Below are 17,465 nucleotides of genomic sequence, written 5' to 3' on the forward strand. Positions count from 1 at the left end.
CCTTTCTTTCTTAAACCCGTTACTCTTTAGTATACAAATGCTTTTCTCATAACGTTTGAACATAATGTATCAGTTTTTTAAAAACCACGAAATACCCAGAACTTTAGCTTTGACCTTCCCCCATCAATATGAGAATCTAGACTTTGTAGAAAAGAGTTCTCTTCTTTTCGAAGTTTCCGTATCATTTCGATGAGATCTTTTTGATCTGTTTCGATCACTTCAATGATCTGTCGTGGTTGTTGCTCACTTATTAGCATTTTATGTTGCAAATGCGGGGAGATTTGACTCGTTTGCTCTTTCACTTGAGAGACGAATGCCTGAAATGTTTCCCACTTCTCACTTTTAACGCGATATTCCATAAAAATAGTATACGAAGCTTGTTTCATATTCTTAGTCTCCTTTTTAAAAAAACGAAAGAGGGTGATCCTCCTTGGATACAGGTACCCATTTGATGATGGGATTTGGTTTATTTGGTCTTGCACATTTGGATCCTTCTGTTGCCTCTGATCCTGCCACTGCACAAGCTGTATTCATCGGGACACTCATTGGTTCCCAGATTCCCGATATTGATACCCTTTATCGTTTACGCGGAAACAATACCTACATTCGAAATCACCGTGGTTGGACCCATTCGTTGCCGATGCTGCTCCTTTGGCCGGCACTTATTAGTCTTGTACTGGGATGGTGGTACCCCGAAGCAAGTAATCTCTCCCTCATTGGATGGACGACACTTGCAGTTTGGTTCCATGTGTTTGTAGACATTTTTAACAGCTATGGCACACAAGCAATCAGACCTTTGTCTAAACGTTGGATTCATTTACACGTTCTTCACATCTTTGACCCGTTTTTGTTTGGCATTCATGTACTTGGTATCATACTTTGGTGGCTTCATATAGTTCCACCTGGACCTTTATTTCTAGATATCTACTTGCTATTCTTTCTTTACTTGAGTTGGCGTTGCCTAGCCCATTATCAAAAATTACAATTGATAAAAAAACTAGTACCTACGGCCACTCGACACACCGTCTTACCAACTATCCATTGGAACAAATGGTATGTCTTGGTAGAGGAAGGAAATGAGGTTCGTTTAGGCACATTACATGGTACACAATTTAGTTGGAAGAAAAAACAAATATTCACGTCTCGAACTCATCCTATTTGCAAAAAATCCGAGTCCGCTCCAGCTGTTTCTGCATTTCTATCATTTTCTAGTTATGGTTATGCAGAAGTGGTTCAAAATGGAGCAGGATATGAAGTAAGATGGTTTGATATCCGCTATTTACACAAAAAACGCTATCCCTGTTTTGCGGTAGCACTGCTAAATTCCAAATTAGAAGTGGAGCATTGTTTTGTTGGATGGATGAGTCATCAGCAGATGTGTCAAAGAATAGAAGATGCAAAATTATCTCTTAGTAGTTGAGGTGAATGTATTGTTTCAACAGTTTTTAGAGGAATCTAGTAGCCAACCCCCTTCTGTATTTGGAGATTTATGGACTAATTCCAGTAACCTGTTTCAGAAGATCATTGAAAATCCACTGCAATACTTGGTCTTTCCAATAGGTGAAATTCTCCTGATCGCACTATTAACTTATTTTGCCGTACGATTGGTAAATAATTTAGTTGATCGAGCCTTTTCCTTTGGCAAACAAGAAAATAACAAAGCCCAAACACTACAGAAATTGATCAAATCAGTTGCCCATTACGTGATTTACTTTATCTCCATGCTTACGATCTTAGCCAAATTAGGGATCAATCTCGGTCCAGTACTTGCTGGTGCTGGGATTTTGGGTCTAGCCATCGGATTTGGTGCACAAAGTTTAGTAAAAGATGTTATCACTGGATTCTTCCTCATCTTCGAGCGACAGTTAGAGGTGGGTGATACCGTAGAGATTAACAGTCAGATCAACGGTACCGTAGAAGAGGTAGGTCTTCGAGTCACGAAGATCCGGGAATATAATCAGCGTCTTCACTACCTCCCAAATGGAACCATCACCCAAGTAACCAACTATAACCGAGAAAAAATGAGAGCGATTGTGAAAATTACGGTACCATATGAATCGGATCTGGACATCGCCAATCAAGCTCTAGAAGACGCTTGTGATAAAGTATACGAGAAATATGAAAAAGAATTATACGAGCGTCCATCCGTAGTGGGAATCACCAATATCGACTCTCTTGGAGTTCACTTTACTATTCATGCTCTGAGTAAGCCAACTGAGTTTTGGAGCATTGAGCGCGAAATGAGAAAGCAAGCGGTTCTCATTCTTCACCGCCAAGGTATCTCGATCGCTTATCCTCGCAGTGTTATCTCAAGTCCGGATGAGATGAAACATCTTCAAACTACACATCCATAAAAAAACCCGCTCCTCCAATACGAGGAGCGGGTTTTTTATGAAAACTGATTAATAGCAAAAGCCAAAACGCCCGAGATAACAATTGCTAAGGAAAACCAGAGTCCCATTAATTTTAGATCTCGAACTAATAGATCATTTTCGCTTACGGAACGTACTTGCTTTTCTTTTCTTTTCTTCGCCAAATTACCCATTCCTTTCTAACTAAGACTATCCCAAAATAAAAAAGTTAGATAGCTTTCATAAGGAGACCACTGACTCGCAAGCTCTCGAACCTCTTTTTCAGTGGGCTGATGATCGAGATAATATCTTTCCTGAATTGCGTTTCGTAATCCAATATCAGCAGCAGGTAACATCGATCCTCTCCCGTATCCAAACAAAAGAAGACATTCTGCTGTCCATCGTCCAATACCACGCTCTTGCGTCAGTCTTTTTATGAGAGCAACATCATCTAATTCCCCTAACTTTTCTAGATCAAGCTTTCCTTCTGCTATCGCTCGGGATAGATCTAAAATATACTCCGCTTTTCGTCTACTAAAGGATAACGCTTGTAGATCCTCATAATCATATTGTGCCACTTTTTCTGCTGATGGAAAAGCAAATAGTGTTGTCCCACGGAAGGTGATCTTTTCCCCTATCTTCTCCAAAAATCTAGTTAGCATTGTTTGAGCAACTTTAATATGAATTTGCTGGCTTATAATCGTTTTGATCAAGCACTCAAATAAAGTCGGATCTAATAAAATACGCATTCCTTCCCGTTCTTTTACTAAGGAGTAGAGTGGTGAATCTTGTTCCCATCTTCTCTGAATTGGAGTTAGATCTAAATCCAATTGATAGCTATGTTTTAACTGACGAATTAGTTCTTCTTTCTCCTGATTTGAGATGGATCCGTTTATTTCCACTTCTAATTGATCTTCCTTACTCTCTCTAGTCCCGACCACAATCTTTCTCTTTCCTAGTGTATAAACCCGATAGCAAGTACCATCCAGCTCTTGATATAGAATATTTTCATAACGCTTTATTCGACGCATTGTATATTCAAAAGAAAAAGGCTTTTTCGCTGTAAGATGAAATACCAAAGTTCCAACCTCCTAAATAAAGAAGACTACCTTAATTGGTAGTCTCTTTTTTCTATATTGATTCTGTCTTCTTACTCTTGTTCCTTTTTCATTCTAACAAATAAGAAGGTCGAGTTAAGACTAATCTTCTAATACCTCCACCCGAACGTCTTGTCTGCCACCAAATTCTTTGGCATCTGCTTCGTTTGCAAAGAAGAGAGTGATTTGCTTTCCCTTGATTGCTCCTCCTACGTCTTGAGCAATCCGATAACCTACTGATTCAATGTAGATACGCGAACCAACTGGAATAACCTGTGGATCTACTCCAACTGTCACTCCTGGTATGATGAGACCACTTTTGTTTGCTGATGAATCACCTACAGAAAGTGCTGTAATCGTAAACAAACCAAGATTTTTCCCCCGATTAATACTAGGAATCTGTTGGGTGCTCTTATTCTGTTTCGACTGAATATTAGTAGATGATTCGTCGTTTGTATTTGGCTGTGATTTGGAAGATTTTGATGTTGTATTCAAAGCTGGAACTTTAAGTTTCTGACCTATTTGGATCTTTGCAGGATCCTTAATCTGATTTTCTGTTACCATTGCTTCCAAGGAGACACCATATTTTTTGGACAACTCATAAAGCGTATCCCCTTTTTGTACAGTAACTGTCTGAACTTTGTTTGTATTGTTAACTTCCGCATGAGTACCGGAAAAACTATCAGTCTGCCAGCCATATGCAAACAAAAAGAAAAGCATACTAAAAGTACAAAAAACCCACTGATACGGTTTCATTTTGGATATCCCTCCATTTACTAGATGGTATCCAGCATCGACCAATTACCAGTAGGTTTATACTTGCTCCTCTATAAATTTTTTAGATAATTACGAATCGATAGAAACACTGTAGATACATTCCGATAATCAAGTTCCCTTTTGCTCACTGACTCCATTGACTCTTTTGTTTCTTTGTTGTCGGGCACAACTTGATTTCGTAGGTAGCGTTTCTCATATTGTGTATGAATGATGATCGCACCAATCATAAAGACGACTCCTACTTGAGGAGACATAATTGGGTAATCATACATTCCATGGCTAATTAATGCCACTACCTGAGACAGCAACATCCCTGCTAAACGTTTCTCCTCTTTTTGAACAGCTACTTTACGCCAGCGTCTGGCTCGTCTAATGGTCAATAATATAAACGCAACAAAAAGAGTTAATCCAAAAATTCCATACTCTGCAGCCACTCCCAGAAATATGTTATGAGCATGATAGACTGCAAATCCTGCTTTGGCTTCAAATACCTCACTAAAATACAGAGGTAATGTTCCGAGCAGCCAATTTTCACGGAAAATTTCTATCGCTGTCGTCCATATTTCAAAGCGATCTTTGATCGTATACCAAACGGTTTCACTACGCGGAATTAATTCTGGGAAAAAGAGAACAAGTGCTACTAAAGAGAAGAAAAAACTAAGGGTCCATTTTCTATGTCCCGTCATCCAAACTTGTACGACAAGTCCAATTACTACTCCAGCCCATGCTCCTCGCGATCCCGTACACCAGATGGCGATACAAAAAATAACGAACATGACATAAGCAAAAACTTTCTGCCAGCGCTTTTGATAAACTGATTGGGCATATATGCTCATCAGACTAAAACAGATCAACAGTGCTGCAGTTAAATTGGAGTTACCTGCTGTCCCCACACTTCGCACCGATACAGTCTGCCAACGATATTCATCGTAGAAATCCAAAGCAAAACGGAGCCAAGATTTGGTTAGAACATGCCAATCGATCTGTTGCACAATAACGATAAATGCAACATACATACCACCTAACCAAAATGTGAGATAAAGTTTTTCAATCTCTTTCCATTCCAAATTCAGATGGCGTACCCACAAGGATAATAAGTAATAAAGTCCAAAAAGAGCAATCGGAATAAGACCCGTAGGTATCTTCGGAATTAGGCTGGTAGGAGATAGATAATACCAGGAAGGATGGAATACCCAACTAACAAATGAAATCAGGATCATCCCAAGAAAAAAACTCTCTGGCCAACTCCACTGTATCCAGTTATTTCGGTAAAGAACAAGCGTCCATACACCGATTACGAATAAGATCACAGGTGAGGTAAAGGGAGAAATGAGGATGGAGAAAAATAAAAGGACTGTCAACTGTCGTTGCAACAAACGAGGCTGAATCCAATCCCATTTCCTTACATTCCAATACTTTTTCATAAGTTACCAAATCTTCATTTCATACTAAGAATGAAATCATTTAGAAAGAAGATAGAGGTGTTCACACCACCCTATAAATTTAGGATAAATCTTAGTAAGTATAACACAGACTGTTCATAAATTCTCTCTCAACCAATCCTAACCTATAATCCCTATATAATCCATCTATTGTGTAAACGAAAATTAGCATAACACAAAAGGGAATGCACAAGATAAGGGCAGAAGTTAGGAGGAGAGAAAATGCAGAAAAACGTCGGTACAATGGATGCAATTATGCGAATTACATGTGGACTATATGGCCTCGTATGGAGTGCTACTAGGATGGCCAATCGTCCAAAGTCTAGGTCTTACTGTCTAATGGCCATATTGTCTGCTATGAAAGTAGCCGAAGGAATTACAAGATATTGCCCTATGCTTGCGATGCTTGGAAAAAACACAAAATAATTATGTACAACCTAACCATCAGAAGGATCGATTTTTTTACACTGGTGGTTAGTTGTACCAATCAAATTTTTGCAAATAGTTGCCCCCGTTGATCTTTCTTCCTCCAACTGAAGTTGAAATTCTATAGTCCATTTCCATTAAGCGACTTGATTTAATCTCTCCTAGTGTCTTAAGCTTATGACATAATCTAATAGGAGACCTGATAGGAGACTCTCTCTTAATAAAAGGAGAAAGAAAAGTTATTGCAAATACAAAATCTTATGATATGATACTCATAGAAAACGAACATACGATCCCCTATTACCAATCAGAATAAAAGCTAGTTGAAATTACAATCTTATCTATTGCCTGTTTTCTGACTTTTTTGTATAATAGTTTTCAAGATAGGCGAAAGCCTATGAATTGTTCTCGTATTTCGAGGGAACATGTCCAAAAAAGTCAGGGAACACTTAGTCTTGGCGGCATCACTAGGTAACTGGTTTAGCTTCATCTCTTATGAATGTAGGGTGGACAATCGACAAAACCAGAAAATTTTTTTAAACTAGAAAAGGTATTTGTCGCAATTCGTCGAAATTTACCATACAAGACCGTAGGACATGAAGGTGGCATTCTGAGGGCATCGTGGGCAGACGTTGAAGTCTTTACGAAATATAGAGGTCAGGATAACTGATCCGGTTGGGGAGTGAATGTAAATGTCACTTAGTGAACAAGAAAAAGAAACGGTGATCCAGTTTGATGAATCCACCAACCTCGCCACCATCTACACCGCTAGTTGGACTGTCGCACGCACTTTAAAAAAAGCAGGATACCAACCTATTCGTAGAAAAGATGGCGCTTGGTGGTTCCAAATCCCTGTAACAGCAATGAGTATTGCAGGAGATAAAGAAACGACAACCATCGGCTAAGTTCACCAAAAAAGTTTGATCAGAGGCAACTAGAAAATGTTGCCTCTTTTATTTCACATAAAAAGAAAAACCATCTTGTTTCTTTCTATTTGAAAGACAAGATGGTTTTTTGTTAATTTGATTTGTTAAATGATCTACGTTGTTGATTTGCTGCCCATAATGCAATATCCGTCCGATAATGCATATCCTGAAATTGGACTTGTTGGACTGTCTCATAAGCCTTATCTCTCGCCTCTACTAGATCTTGTCCAACTGCAGTCACACCTAAGACTCGTCCACCAGCTGTCTGAATCTCCCCTGCATCCTGTTTGGTACCAGAATGGAACAAAATACTTTTCTTTTCAGAAGAAATACCTGTAATCGGATAACCTTTCTGATAGGAGCCTGGATAGCCTCCTGAAGCTAAAATAACGCAAACAGCAGCATCTTTCTTCCAATCTAACGAGATCCCCTCTAAATTGCCTGTAGCTACAGCATAGAGAACCTCTGCTAGATCATTTTCTAGACGTGGCAAAACGACTTGAGTCTCTGGATCGCCAAATCGAGCATTGAACTCAATAACATAAGGTTGCTCCCCTACCATCATGAGTCCAGCGTAAAGAACCCCCTGATAGTGAATTCCCTCCGCTTGGAGAGCTTGTACCATAGGTATTAGAATCTCCTTCATAGCTCGTTCGCGCGTCTCTTCCCCATACGGTGGTACAGGAGAATAAGTACCCATCCCACCTGTATTAGGACCTTTTCCCCCATCAAATACAGGTTTGTGATCTTGAGCCAACACCATCGGACGAATTACGGTACCATCTACAAAGGCCATTAAAGAGAGTTCAATTCCCTCTAAGAAATCTTCAATCACTAGTTTACTACCTGCATCCCCAAAAGCCGCATGCTCCATACAATCCTCAATCGCTCGGATTGCCTCTTCCATAGTGTGTGCTACTATCACACCTTTGCCTGCAGCTAATCCATCTGCTTTCACTACGATCGGTGCGCCTTTTTGTCTTACATATGCCTTTGCAGCTTCAGCATCGGTAAATGTTTCATATGCAGCTGTAGGGATCTGATAGCGTTTCATGATATCTTTGGCAAATTGTTTACTGCCTTCTAACTGTGCTGCCTTTTGGTTCGGACCAAAAATAACGAGACCTTCTCTTTGGAAACGATCAACGATCCCAGCAATGAGCGGAACTTCGGGACCTACTACAGTCAAATCAATTGCCTGTTCTTTAGCAAACTGCACTAGCTTGTCTATCTCTGTTTCTTTGATCAGAAGGCAGGTTGCCATTTCTGCAATCCCGCCATTCCCTGGAGCACAGTAAAGTTCTTTTACATTCGGACTTTGGCTTAACTTCCAAACGAGAGCATGTTCTCGTCCACCAGCACCTATTATTAAGATCCGCATAGAGTTCTCCTCTCCTCTGATGCATTAAAAAAACAGACTAATGCCGAAAAGACTGATTGTCACTAGTAAACAGATGAATGACCAATCTTCTCGGTGAATAATTCGAGCATTTCGCGTCTCAGATGGTTTGGTTGTCAATATACCGCCTACAAGTAAGGATATAAAGAAAAAGGCCCCTCCTGCTATACGCAACTGTTCCTTCCAATTGGGTAATCCTACGTCGCCGTAGAAAATATTGAAGATCCCAGTCGTACCAACTACTAGGATGATCCAAATCAGAGTCCAACGAAGCATTTTCACAGCGGACCCTCCTTTGCATTTTTCCCTTAGTATACGCAGGTAGGACCTCATCAGATACTTAACAAACAAATAGTTCTTAATTGATATAGCAATAACTTTTCCCTATTTCTTAATGACGGAAATGTCGCATACCTGTGAAGATCATCGCAATTCCTTGGCGATTGGCTTCATCGATTGATTCTTGATCTCGAATAGAACCGCCTGGTTGAATGATCGCAGTTACTCCTGCTCTAGCTGCTTCCTCTAAGGTATCTTTCATCGGGAAGAATGCATCGGATGCCATCACAGATCCTTTTGAATCTGCACCTGCTTGGCGAATGGCGATCTGTGCAGAACCAACTCGATTCATTTGACCAGCTCCTACTCCCACTGTACGGAAATCTTTTGTGAGAACGATCGCATTGGATTTGACATGCTTACATATTTTCCAAGCAAAGGCTAGCTGAGCTAATTCCTCTTTCGTTGGTTCACGATCTGTTACCACTTGGCAATCCTCTACCGCTACTGTATGAATGTCCTGTTGTTGAAGCAAAGCTCCTCCGCCTATGGTACGTAGATTCCAATCCACTACCTTATCAGATTTCACTTCTCCTAATTCTAACAATCGCAAATTCTTTTTCGTGGTTAATACTGCTAAAGCATCTTTGTCAAAAGAAGGTGCGATTACGATCTCTAAAAAGATCTCCGACATTTTTTTTGCTGTCTCCAAATCTATTGGTCGGTTTGTCGCAATGATCCCACCAAAAATGGAAACTGGGTCTGACTCATATGCTTTTTGATACGCTTCTTGAATATTATTGCCAATTCCTACTCCACATGGATTCATATGTTTTATTGCTACTACTGCTGGCTCAGCAAACTCCGAGACTAGTTGCAAGGCCGCATCTGCATCCTGCAAATTATTATAAGAGAGTTCTTTTCCATGAAGCTGTTTGGCTGCTGCCAATGTTCCAGCAGCAGGAGTAGGACTTTGGTAGTAAGCGGCTTTTTGATGAGGATTTTCACCGTAACGCAGGGTCTGAGCTAAGTTAAAAGTCACAGTATGCTGCGCAGGATACTCGATTCCCGCTTGTTGGTTCATGTACTGGGAAATGATCGCATCGTATGCCGCAGTATGACTAAATGCTTTTGCCGATAAAACTTGGCGTAATTTATCTGCAGTACCACCTAATTCCTCGATTTGAGCCAAAATCACATCATAATCAGCAGGATCCACTACCACGGTTACATAGCGATGATTTTTGGCTGCAGAGCGTAGCATAGAAGGCCCGCCAATATCGATATTCTCAATTGCTTCGGCATATGCAACGTCCTCTTTTTCAATGGTCTGTTGGAAAGGATAGAGATTGACTACTACAAGATCAATTGGGGTGATCTCGTTTTCTTCTAGCTGTTGTCGGTGGGAGGGAAAGTCCCGTACCGCAAGTAGTCCACCATGAATACGAGGATGGAGAGTTTTCACACGGCCATCCAAGATCTCAGGAAAACCAGTTTCATCTTGAACTTGTTTGGCTGGGATTCCTTTTGAAGTTAAAAGAGAGTAAGTCCCTCCTGTAGATAGAATCTCTACACCTTTTTCAGCAAGTTGTTTTGCAAAATCGACTATACCCGTTTTATCTGAAACACTGATTAGCGCTCGACGTATTGTTTGCATCCATTTCCCTCTCCTTCTTAATCTATCTGGAAGCTTGGATTAATTTCCGAATCACTTCTGGATAAAGTTGATGTTCAATCTGATGGATTTTGTCCGTCAAAGTTTCCATACTATCTGTCTCTAAAATTTCTACTGCATGTTGAGCAATAATGGGTCCTGTATCCATTCCGTGATCCACAAAATGAATCGTTACTCCTGTACATTTAACTGGATGGTGAAAGGCTTGTCCAATCGCATCTAATCCTGGAAAAGATGGTAGGAGGGAAGGGTGTACATTCAAAATTTTACCTGGAAAGCTATTTAACAGTGTTGGACCGATCAATCTCATATACCCTGCAAGAATCAACCATGAAACATCATGCTTTTGGAGAATAGCCAGTACCTCTTGCTCATAAGCGGCTTTATCTGGAAATTGTTTCGGATCTATTGCATAGGATGGAATACCTAATTTCTCTGCTCGTTTAATAGCACCTGCCCCCGGCTTGTCTGTTATGAGACAAGAGACTGGTACGATCCAGCCTTCTATTTGGGAAGCAATGGCGATATTCTCGAAGTTACTTCCCGAACCTGATGCAAATACTGCAATACTCATCGAGGCTCACCTACTAAACGAACCGCTTCTGGTGCTGACTTTACCACACCAATTACATAGGCTTCTTCTCCGCTTTCTCGAAGACTCGCCAGCACTTTATCACGTTCTTCTGTTGGAATGGCAATCACTAAGCCAATTCCCATATTAAAAGTACGATACAAATCTTCCTGTGTTAACTTCCCAGCCTCTTGTAATAGCTTGAAGATGGCTGGAACTTCCCAGCTAGCTAGATCTATTTCTGCACAAAGCCCCTCTGGCAGCATCCGAGGAATATTTTCATAGAATCCTCCACCAGTGATATGAGCAGCTCCTCGTACTTTTCTCCCTCGGTTCAGCAACTCACGAAATGGACGAACATATATTTTAGTAGGGGTGAGAAGAACTTCACCCAGACTTTTTCCATAAGAAGGAATTTTCTCCTGCAAAGAGAGATTGGCATCTGCTACGATTTTACGTACTAATGAGAAACCATTGCTATGGATGCCACTTGAAGCCACTCCAATTAACAGATCTCCTTCCATAATGGAGTTCGGTCCATCCAATATTTCAGCTCTCTCTACTGCACCGACTGCAAACCCGGCTACATCATATTCTCCGCGTGCATACATACCTGGCATTTCAGCGGTTTCACCACCGACTAATGCGCATCCTGCTTCCACACAACCATCCGCAATCCCTTTCACGATAGCTTCTGCCTGTGCTGGTTGGAGTTTCCCTGTGGCAAGGTAATCCAAGAAAAAGAGCGGTTCAGCACCACTAACCACGATATCATTGACACACATGGCAACACAGTCAATCCCAATTGTATCGTGCTGATCTAAATCAAAAGCTAGTTTTAATTTTGTACCAACCCCATCTGTTCCCGAGACCAAAACAGGCTGTTGGTAATTCCCAAGTGCAAACAGACCACCGAAACCGCCAATTCCACCAAGCACTTCTGGCCGTTTGGTACGTTTTACATGAGAACCGATTCGTTCTACTGTCTCATAACCTGCTTCTAAATCTACTCCGGCAGCCCGATACGCTTCACTCATTAGCATGAACCTCCTACTAGAGCAACATCTTTTTCAATCTCTGTCGGATATTCTCCTGTAAAGCATGCCAGACAATGTCCATAATTTGGATCATCTGATTTTCTCCCAATTGCTTGAACCATACCTTTTGGAGTGAGGAAGGAAAGGCTATCTGCAGTGATCGCTTGGCGAATCTCTTCTAAAGTATGCGTAGCTGCGATCAACTGCTCACGTTCTGCTGTATCGATCCCATAAAAACAAGGATTTTTAACAGGTGGTGAACTAATCCGAACATGAACCTCTGTGGCTCCTGCTTCTCGTAGCATGTTCACAATACGACGACTCGTTGTACCTCTGACGATCGAATCATCTACCATAACGACACGTTTGCCCTCCACTACTTTTCGCACCGCACTTAGCTTCATCTTGACCCCTTGTTCCCGAAGTTCCTGACTTGGTTGGATGAAGGTTCGACCTACATAACGGTTTTTGATCAATCCTAGCTCATATGGGATTCCACTTGCTTCGGCATAACCTATTGCGGCTGAAGTACTAGAATCAGGCACACCAGTAACCACATCTGCTTCAATCGGCGCTTCTAAAAAGAGCTGACGCCCTAGGCGTTTTCTAGCAGAATGAACGTTTATCTCACTAATATCGCTATCAGGTCGTGCGAAATAAATATATTCAAATGAGCAGATAGCACGAGCTTTTTTCTCTGCAAAACGGGAAAGTCTCATACCCTCTTTGTTTAAGATAAGAAGTTCACCAGGTTCTACTTCACGTATATACTCCGCTCCGATCACATCAAAAGCACATGTCTCCGATGCAAACACATACGCACCTGATAATATTCCCATCGAAAGGGGACGAAGACTGTGAGGATCTTGTGCGACATATAGCTCATCGTTTGTCAAAATCAAAAGTGCATAGGCGCCTACCAGTTGATTTAGTGTTTCTTTTACTTTTTCTTCCATCGTAGATGCTTTGGAGCGAGCGATGAGATGGGCGATGACTTCCGTATCGGTAGTAGTCTGGAAAATAGAACCTGCCTCTTCTAATTCTTGGCGAAGTCTATTTCCATTTACAAGATTCCCATTGGTTGCAATCGCAATCTCCCCGTGTGCATAGTTAAATACCAAAGGCTGAACATTGCTCAAATGACTAGCACCTGTTGTCGAGTAACGGACATGGCCTATTGCAGTATCTCCAATCAAGTTTTGAAGGTTTTTGTTGTTAAATACTTCAGAAACAAGACCCATATTACGGATGATGGAGAATTTTTCTCCATCTGTCGTGACAATTCCAGCACTCTCTTGGCCACGGTGCTGCAAAGCATGCAATCCATAGTAAGCTAACTGTGCTGCTTGTGGGTGCCCGACAACGCCGAACACCCCACACTCTTCATTTAATTCGTCGAAGATGGACTCATCTTGCATGGGATTGCCTCCTCCCAAAGCTTGGTCAAGTCTGCCACATTTTCTTGCACGACAATTGTTCCGTTTACTTCAATGGATAACATGTTTTCTTCCGTAACGATTCCAATCTGTTTACAAGGCACTGCATACTGTGTTGCCAAAGCAATCAACTCATCCTCTTTACCTGGAGCAACGGTCAAAATCGCACGTGATTGAGACTCGCTATACAAGAAGGTTCCAGCAGCTAGATCCGTATCGCATGTAATCTTGGCGCCTTTTTTTCCACCAATACAGGACTCTGCGAGAGCTACTGCCAATCCACCATCTGCCAAATCATGAGCTGACTGAATAAGTCCAGAGCGAATTGCAGTTAAAATTACTTTTTGGAGTGCTTTTTCTTTTTCCAAATCTAACTCTGGTGGAAGACCAAATGCTTTTCCATATTTCCAGTCTTGTAGCTCGGACCCTCCTAATTCTGCCAAGGTCTCTCCTAGCAGGAAAATAGAATCTCCAGAACTACGGAAGTCTTGTTTGGTAATATGCTCTCTCTTTTCAATGAGCCCAACCATTCCAATAATCGGAGTAGGATAGATTGCTGTACCACGAGACTCGTTGTAAAGGCTGACGTTTCCACCCACTACCGGAGTTTCTAATTGGCGACAAGCTTCACTCATACCGTCGATTGCTTGGGACAATTGCCAGTAAATCTCTGGTTTTTCGGGATTTCCAAAATTAAGGCAATCCGTTACTCCAAGTGGCTCAGCACCAGAACAAACAACATTTCGAGCGGACTCAGCAACGGCAATTCGTCCACCACGCTCTGGATTTAGATAAACATAGCGCCCATTTCCATCATTGGACATTGCTAATGCTTTTTCCGTACCGCGAATCACCACAACAGCCGCATCAGAACCAGGAGTAACAGCAGTGCTAGTTCCTACTTGGTGATCATATTGTTGGTAGACCATTTTTTTAGAACCAATGTTAACCGAGTTCATCAACCCACGTAGGGCTTCGCCAATCTCGGAATCGGTTAGTTTGATTGTGGTATCTGCTTGCTGGTTTTCTAGATAGTAGTTCGGCACTTTTCCTTCACGGCTGTAGATTGGTGCATCTTCTACTAAGGTTTGTGCTGGAATATCCGCTACTAACACATCACCATCATAGATTCGATAGCGATCACCCTCGACCACACGTCCTACAATCGCTGCTTGTAATCCCCATTTGTGGCAGATCTCAAAGATCTCTTCTTCTCGACCATCTTCGACCACAAGTAGCATACGTTCTTGTGATTCGGATAGCATAATCTCATACGGAGTCATTCCTGTTTCTCGTTGTGGGACACGATCCAGGTATAGGTCAAGCCCTGTATTCCCTTTGGCAGCCATCTCCGCACTAGAACATGTCAAACCAGCAGCTCCCATGTCTTGGATCCCGAGTAACTTGTTTTGTTCTACCATTTCTAGGCAAGCCTCAAGCAGTAACTTCTCCATAAATGGATCGCCTACTTGAACTGCTGATTTTTTCTCTTCAGACTGATCACTTAGCTCTTCGGAAGCGAAAGTTGCTCCATGGATTCCATCACGTCCAGTACTAGCCCCTACATAAATAACAGGGTTTCCAATACCTTTAGCGATCCCTTTTTGTAACTTGTCATGTTCCAAAATCCCAACACACATGGCATTTACCAGAGGATTTTCTTCATACGTTGGGTTAAAAACTACTTCGCCACCTACCGTTGGAATCCCAATACAGTTTCCATAGTTCGCAATACCTGCTACTACACGTTCAAATAGATACTGGACTCGTGGAGACTCCAAGTTTCCGAAACGAAGTGAGTTCAAGAGGGCTACAGGGCGTGCCCCCATTGAAAAAACGTCACGAATAATTCCGCCTACCCCTGTCGCCGCACCTTGGAAAGGCTCTACAGCCGATGGATGGTTATGACTCTCAATCTTAAATACAACTGCTTGGTTATCCCCAATATCGATTACCCCTGCTCCTTCTCCTGGACCTTGTAATACTCTTGGCCCTTCTGTGGGAAACTTACGTAGAAGAGGTTTGGAGTTTTTGTAGCTACAATGTTCCGACCACATAACACTATAAATCCCTAGCTCTGTCCAATTAGGTTTTCGATCCAAGAAACGACAAACAGCTTCATATTCGTCTTGCTTCATTCCAACTTCTAGGTAGAGCTGTTGTTCCTCAATCTGTTCTGGAGTTGGTTCACCTGGGTATGTTTTAAGTGATGTTAGTTGTTCACGCTGCATGACCATTCTCCTTCCAGTGTTGTAACATCGAGTGGAACAATGCTGCTCCGTCTGCTGATCCCATCCAATCAAAAATTGCCCGCTCTGGATGAGGCATCATTCCTAGTACATTTCGTTCTTTGTTGCAAATCCCCGCAATACCTGCAATCGATCCATTTGGATTGTGAGATGCATAGCGGAAAATAATCTGACGATTGGCTTCGAGTTCTGCTAAAGTCTCTTGGTCACAATAGAAGTTTCCTTCTCCATGGGCAATTGGGATATCGATCTCTTGACCTAGTTGATATTGATTGGTAAATGGATTATTGATTTCTTCAACTCGTAACGTCGTCATCTCGCAACGGAACTGGAGATGTTCATTTCGGATGAGAGCACCAGGCAATAAACCTGCTTCTTGGAGAATTTGAAACCCATTGCAGATTCCGATGACTAATTTACCTTGTTTGGCGGCTTTGGATACAGATTCCATAACAGGAGAATAGCGTGCTAGTGCACCACTACGTAAGTAGTCACCATAAGAGAATCCACCAGGTAGCAAGATCGCATCAAAGGAAGACAAGTCTGTCTCATGATGCCAAACTGGAGTTACTGATTCTTGTAATACATCCTCTACTGCATGAAGGAGATCCCGATCACAGTTGGAACCTGGGAAAACAGGGACTGCGAATCTCATGCTGTCACCTCTTCTAGCTCATAGCGGAAATTTTCCACTACGGTATTGGCAAGAAGTTTTTCAGACATAGCTTGAACTTGCGCTTCTGCTTGTGCATGATCTGTAACATTTAGCATGACTTCGATCTGTTTGCCAATTCGTACCGATGTTACGCTTTGGTAACCTAGTGTGTGCAAGGAACCTTTTACTGCTTCTCCTTGTGGGTCGAGTACACTTTCTTTTAACGTAACGAAGATAGTAGCTTTATACATGGCTTTTCCCCTCCAACCGATTGTAGATCTCTTGGTATGCTCCCATTACATTCCCTAAGTCTTGACGAAAACGGTCCTTGTCCAACTTTTCTAGCGTGTCTGCATCCCAAAAACGACAAGTATCTGGCGAGACTTCATCTGCCAAGAGTAATTTGCCCTCCGAATCAAGGCCAAACTCCAATTTAAAGTCCACCAAGATGATCCCTTGTTCCAGCATCAATTTCCCAACTACTTCATTTACACGAAGACCAATTTCTCTCATCTCTTGAAGTTGTACTGGTGTGGCAAGCTCCATTGCACGTATATGATCTTCAGTAAATAATGGATCGCCCAATTCATCGCTTTTGTAATAGAATTCGACAATCGGTTGCTTTAAAACAGTTCCTTCTGCTAGACCAGTACGTTTTTGGAGTGTTCCAGCTACTCGGTTTCGTACTACAACTTCTAACGGAACAATCGTCACCTTTTGAACTAGCTGTTCTAGATCCGAGATTTTATCGATGAAATGGTTTGGTACACCTGCTTCTTTTAGAAAACGGAAAAACAAAGCGCTAATCCGGTTATTCATTTCACCTTTTCCAGCAATGGTTGCTTTTTTCTGTCCATTAAATGCGGTAGCGGAATCTTTGTATTTTACTCTCAGTACATTCGGATCTTCTGTAAAATAAAGTCTCTTCGCCTTTCCTTCGTAGAGAAGTTCGCCCGGTTTCATCTTTTTCTCTCCTCTTTTAGGTTACCAATTGTTTTTGGAATGGAAATTTTTTCAATTCAAGGACAAGATTCTTCGATATGAGGAAACTAAATCGTGGTCTGTGTATTCGCTTCAAAACCGCTTCGGGAGTTGCGAGACTTTTTCGCCTAAGTCTCTTCTCCCGAACGATTCCTCTGCTGGTT

General features: G+C 41.7%; 19 protein-coding genes. 4 read left to right on the top strand and 15 right to left on the bottom strand.

Annotated elements, in window-relative coordinates; genetic code table 11:
• Nucleotides 1–77 precede the first annotated feature (77 nt).
• Nucleotides 78–386, bottom strand: coding sequence for a hypothetical protein (locus VJ09_RS08535; protein WP_044641093.1), 309 nt, complete (start codon nt 384–386; stop codon nt 78–80).
• Between the two features lie 44 nt (nt 387–430).
• Between VJ09_RS08535 and VJ09_RS08540 the strand changes: the two genes are divergently transcribed.
• Complete coding sequence (locus VJ09_RS08540; protein WP_044641094.1) at nt 431–1,420, top strand: metal-dependent hydrolase; 990 nt, start codon at nt 431–433, stop codon at nt 1,418–1,420.
• Nucleotides 1,421–1,430: 10 nt separating this feature from the next.
• Nucleotides 1,431–2,354, top strand: a complete 924-nt coding sequence (locus VJ09_RS08545) for a mechanosensitive ion channel family protein (RefSeq protein WP_187118691.1) — start codon at nt 1,431–1,433, stop codon at nt 2,352–2,354.
• Between the two features lie 35 nt (nt 2,355–2,389).
• On the opposite strand, the gene VJ09_RS18430 is transcribed toward VJ09_RS08545, so the two are convergent.
• From VJ09_RS18430 to VJ09_RS08560, 4 genes are all read right to left on the bottom strand, one after another.
• Complete coding sequence (locus VJ09_RS18430) at nt 2,390–2,536, bottom strand: hypothetical protein (RefSeq protein WP_154662353.1); 147 nt, start codon at nt 2,534–2,536, stop codon at nt 2,390–2,392.
• 15 nt (nt 2,537–2,551) lie between these two features.
• The gene (locus VJ09_RS08550) at nt 2,552–3,430 is read right to left on the bottom strand and encodes a DNA-3-methyladenine glycosylase 2 (RefSeq protein ID WP_052807305.1); all 879 of its coding nucleotides are present in this window, start codon (nt 3,428–3,430) and stop codon (nt 2,552–2,554) included.
• Nucleotides 3,431–3,550: 120 nt separating this feature from the next.
• The gene (locus VJ09_RS17590) at nt 3,551–4,204 is read right to left on the bottom strand and encodes a 3D domain-containing protein (protein WP_052807306.1); all 654 of its coding nucleotides are present in this window, start codon (nt 4,202–4,204) and stop codon (nt 3,551–3,553) included.
• 71 nt (nt 4,205–4,275) lie between these two features.
• Nucleotides 4,276–5,649: an O-antigen ligase family protein gene (locus tag VJ09_RS08560; RefSeq protein WP_044641095.1), complete on the bottom strand. Its 1,374-nt coding sequence runs from the start codon at nt 5,647–5,649 to the stop codon at nt 4,276–4,278.
• A 240-nt stretch (nt 5,650–5,889) separates the two neighbouring features.
• Between VJ09_RS08560 and VJ09_RS08565 the strand changes: the two genes are divergently transcribed.
• Nucleotides 5,890–6,093 carry a YgaP family membrane protein gene (locus VJ09_RS08565; RefSeq protein ID WP_044641096.1) on the top strand — a complete coding sequence of 68 codons (204 nt, stop codon included), beginning with the start codon at nt 5,890–5,892 and terminating at the stop codon, nt 6,091–6,093.
• A gap of 692 nt (nt 6,094–6,785) precedes the next feature.
• The gene (locus tag VJ09_RS08570; protein WP_044641097.1) at nt 6,786–6,998 is read left to right on the top strand and encodes a hypothetical protein; all 213 of its coding nucleotides are present in this window, start codon (nt 6,786–6,788) and stop codon (nt 6,996–6,998) included.
• A gap of 112 nt (nt 6,999–7,110) precedes the next feature.
• Here VJ09_RS08570 and purD read toward each other — a convergent pair whose 3' ends face one another.
• The 10 genes from purD to purC all read right to left on the bottom strand — a co-directional run bounded on the left by purD (nt 7,111) and on the right by purC (nt 17,283).
• Nucleotides 7,111–8,400 carry a phosphoribosylamine--glycine ligase gene (gene purD, locus VJ09_RS08575; RefSeq protein ID WP_044641098.1) on the bottom strand — a complete coding sequence of 430 codons (1,290 nt, stop codon included), beginning with the start codon at nt 8,398–8,400 and terminating at the stop codon, nt 7,111–7,113.
• A 24-nt stretch (nt 8,401–8,424) separates the two neighbouring features.
• A complete protein-coding gene (locus VJ09_RS08580; protein ID WP_044641099.1) occupies nt 8,425–8,700 on the bottom strand; it encodes a hypothetical protein in 276 nt (91 codons plus the stop codon).
• 109 nt (nt 8,701–8,809) lie between these two features.
• Nucleotides 8,810–10,354 carry a bifunctional phosphoribosylaminoimidazolecarboxamide formyltransferase/IMP cyclohydrolase gene (gene purH / locus VJ09_RS08585; protein ID WP_044641100.1) on the bottom strand — a complete coding sequence of 515 codons (1,545 nt, stop codon included), beginning with the start codon at nt 10,352–10,354 and terminating at the stop codon, nt 8,810–8,812.
• Between the two features lie 22 nt (nt 10,355–10,376).
• A complete protein-coding gene (gene purN, locus VJ09_RS08590; protein WP_044641101.1) occupies nt 10,377–10,946 on the bottom strand; it encodes a phosphoribosylglycinamide formyltransferase in 570 nt (189 codons plus the stop codon).
• Complete coding sequence (gene purM, locus VJ09_RS08595) at nt 10,943–11,980, bottom strand: phosphoribosylformylglycinamidine cyclo-ligase (RefSeq protein WP_044641102.1); 1,038 nt, start codon at nt 11,978–11,980, stop codon at nt 10,943–10,945. The genes purN and purM overlap by 4 nt, the downstream gene beginning before the upstream one ends.
• Nucleotides 11,980–13,398, bottom strand: coding sequence for an amidophosphoribosyltransferase (gene purF, locus VJ09_RS08600; RefSeq protein ID WP_044641103.1), 1,419 nt, complete (start codon nt 13,396–13,398; stop codon nt 11,980–11,982). Before purF ends, purM begins: the two co-directional genes overlap by 1 nt.
• The gene (gene purL / locus VJ09_RS08605; RefSeq protein WP_044641104.1) at nt 13,368–15,647 is read right to left on the bottom strand and encodes a phosphoribosylformylglycinamidine synthase subunit PurL; all 2,280 of its coding nucleotides are present in this window, start codon (nt 15,645–15,647) and stop codon (nt 13,368–13,370) included. The genes purF and purL overlap by 31 nt, the downstream gene beginning before the upstream one ends.
• Nucleotides 15,637–16,320 carry a phosphoribosylformylglycinamidine synthase subunit PurQ gene (gene purQ / locus VJ09_RS08610; protein WP_044641105.1) on the bottom strand — a complete coding sequence of 228 codons (684 nt, stop codon included), beginning with the start codon at nt 16,318–16,320 and terminating at the stop codon, nt 15,637–15,639. Before purQ ends, purL begins: the two co-directional genes overlap by 11 nt.
• The gene (gene purS, locus VJ09_RS08615; protein ID WP_044641106.1) at nt 16,317–16,571 is read right to left on the bottom strand and encodes a phosphoribosylformylglycinamidine synthase subunit PurS; all 255 of its coding nucleotides are present in this window, start codon (nt 16,569–16,571) and stop codon (nt 16,317–16,319) included. The genes purQ and purS overlap by 4 nt, the downstream gene beginning before the upstream one ends.
• Complete coding sequence (gene purC / locus VJ09_RS08620; protein ID WP_044641107.1) at nt 16,564–17,283, bottom strand: phosphoribosylaminoimidazolesuccinocarboxamide synthase; 720 nt, start codon at nt 17,281–17,283, stop codon at nt 16,564–16,566. Before purC ends, purS begins: the two co-directional genes overlap by 8 nt.
• Nucleotides 17,284–17,465 lie beyond the last annotated feature (182 nt).

Origin of the sequence: Risungbinella massiliensis, assembly GCF_000942395.1 — a bacterium.
Lineage (GTDB): Bacteria > Bacillota > Bacilli > Thermoactinomycetales > Thermoactinomycetaceae > Risungbinella > Risungbinella massiliensis.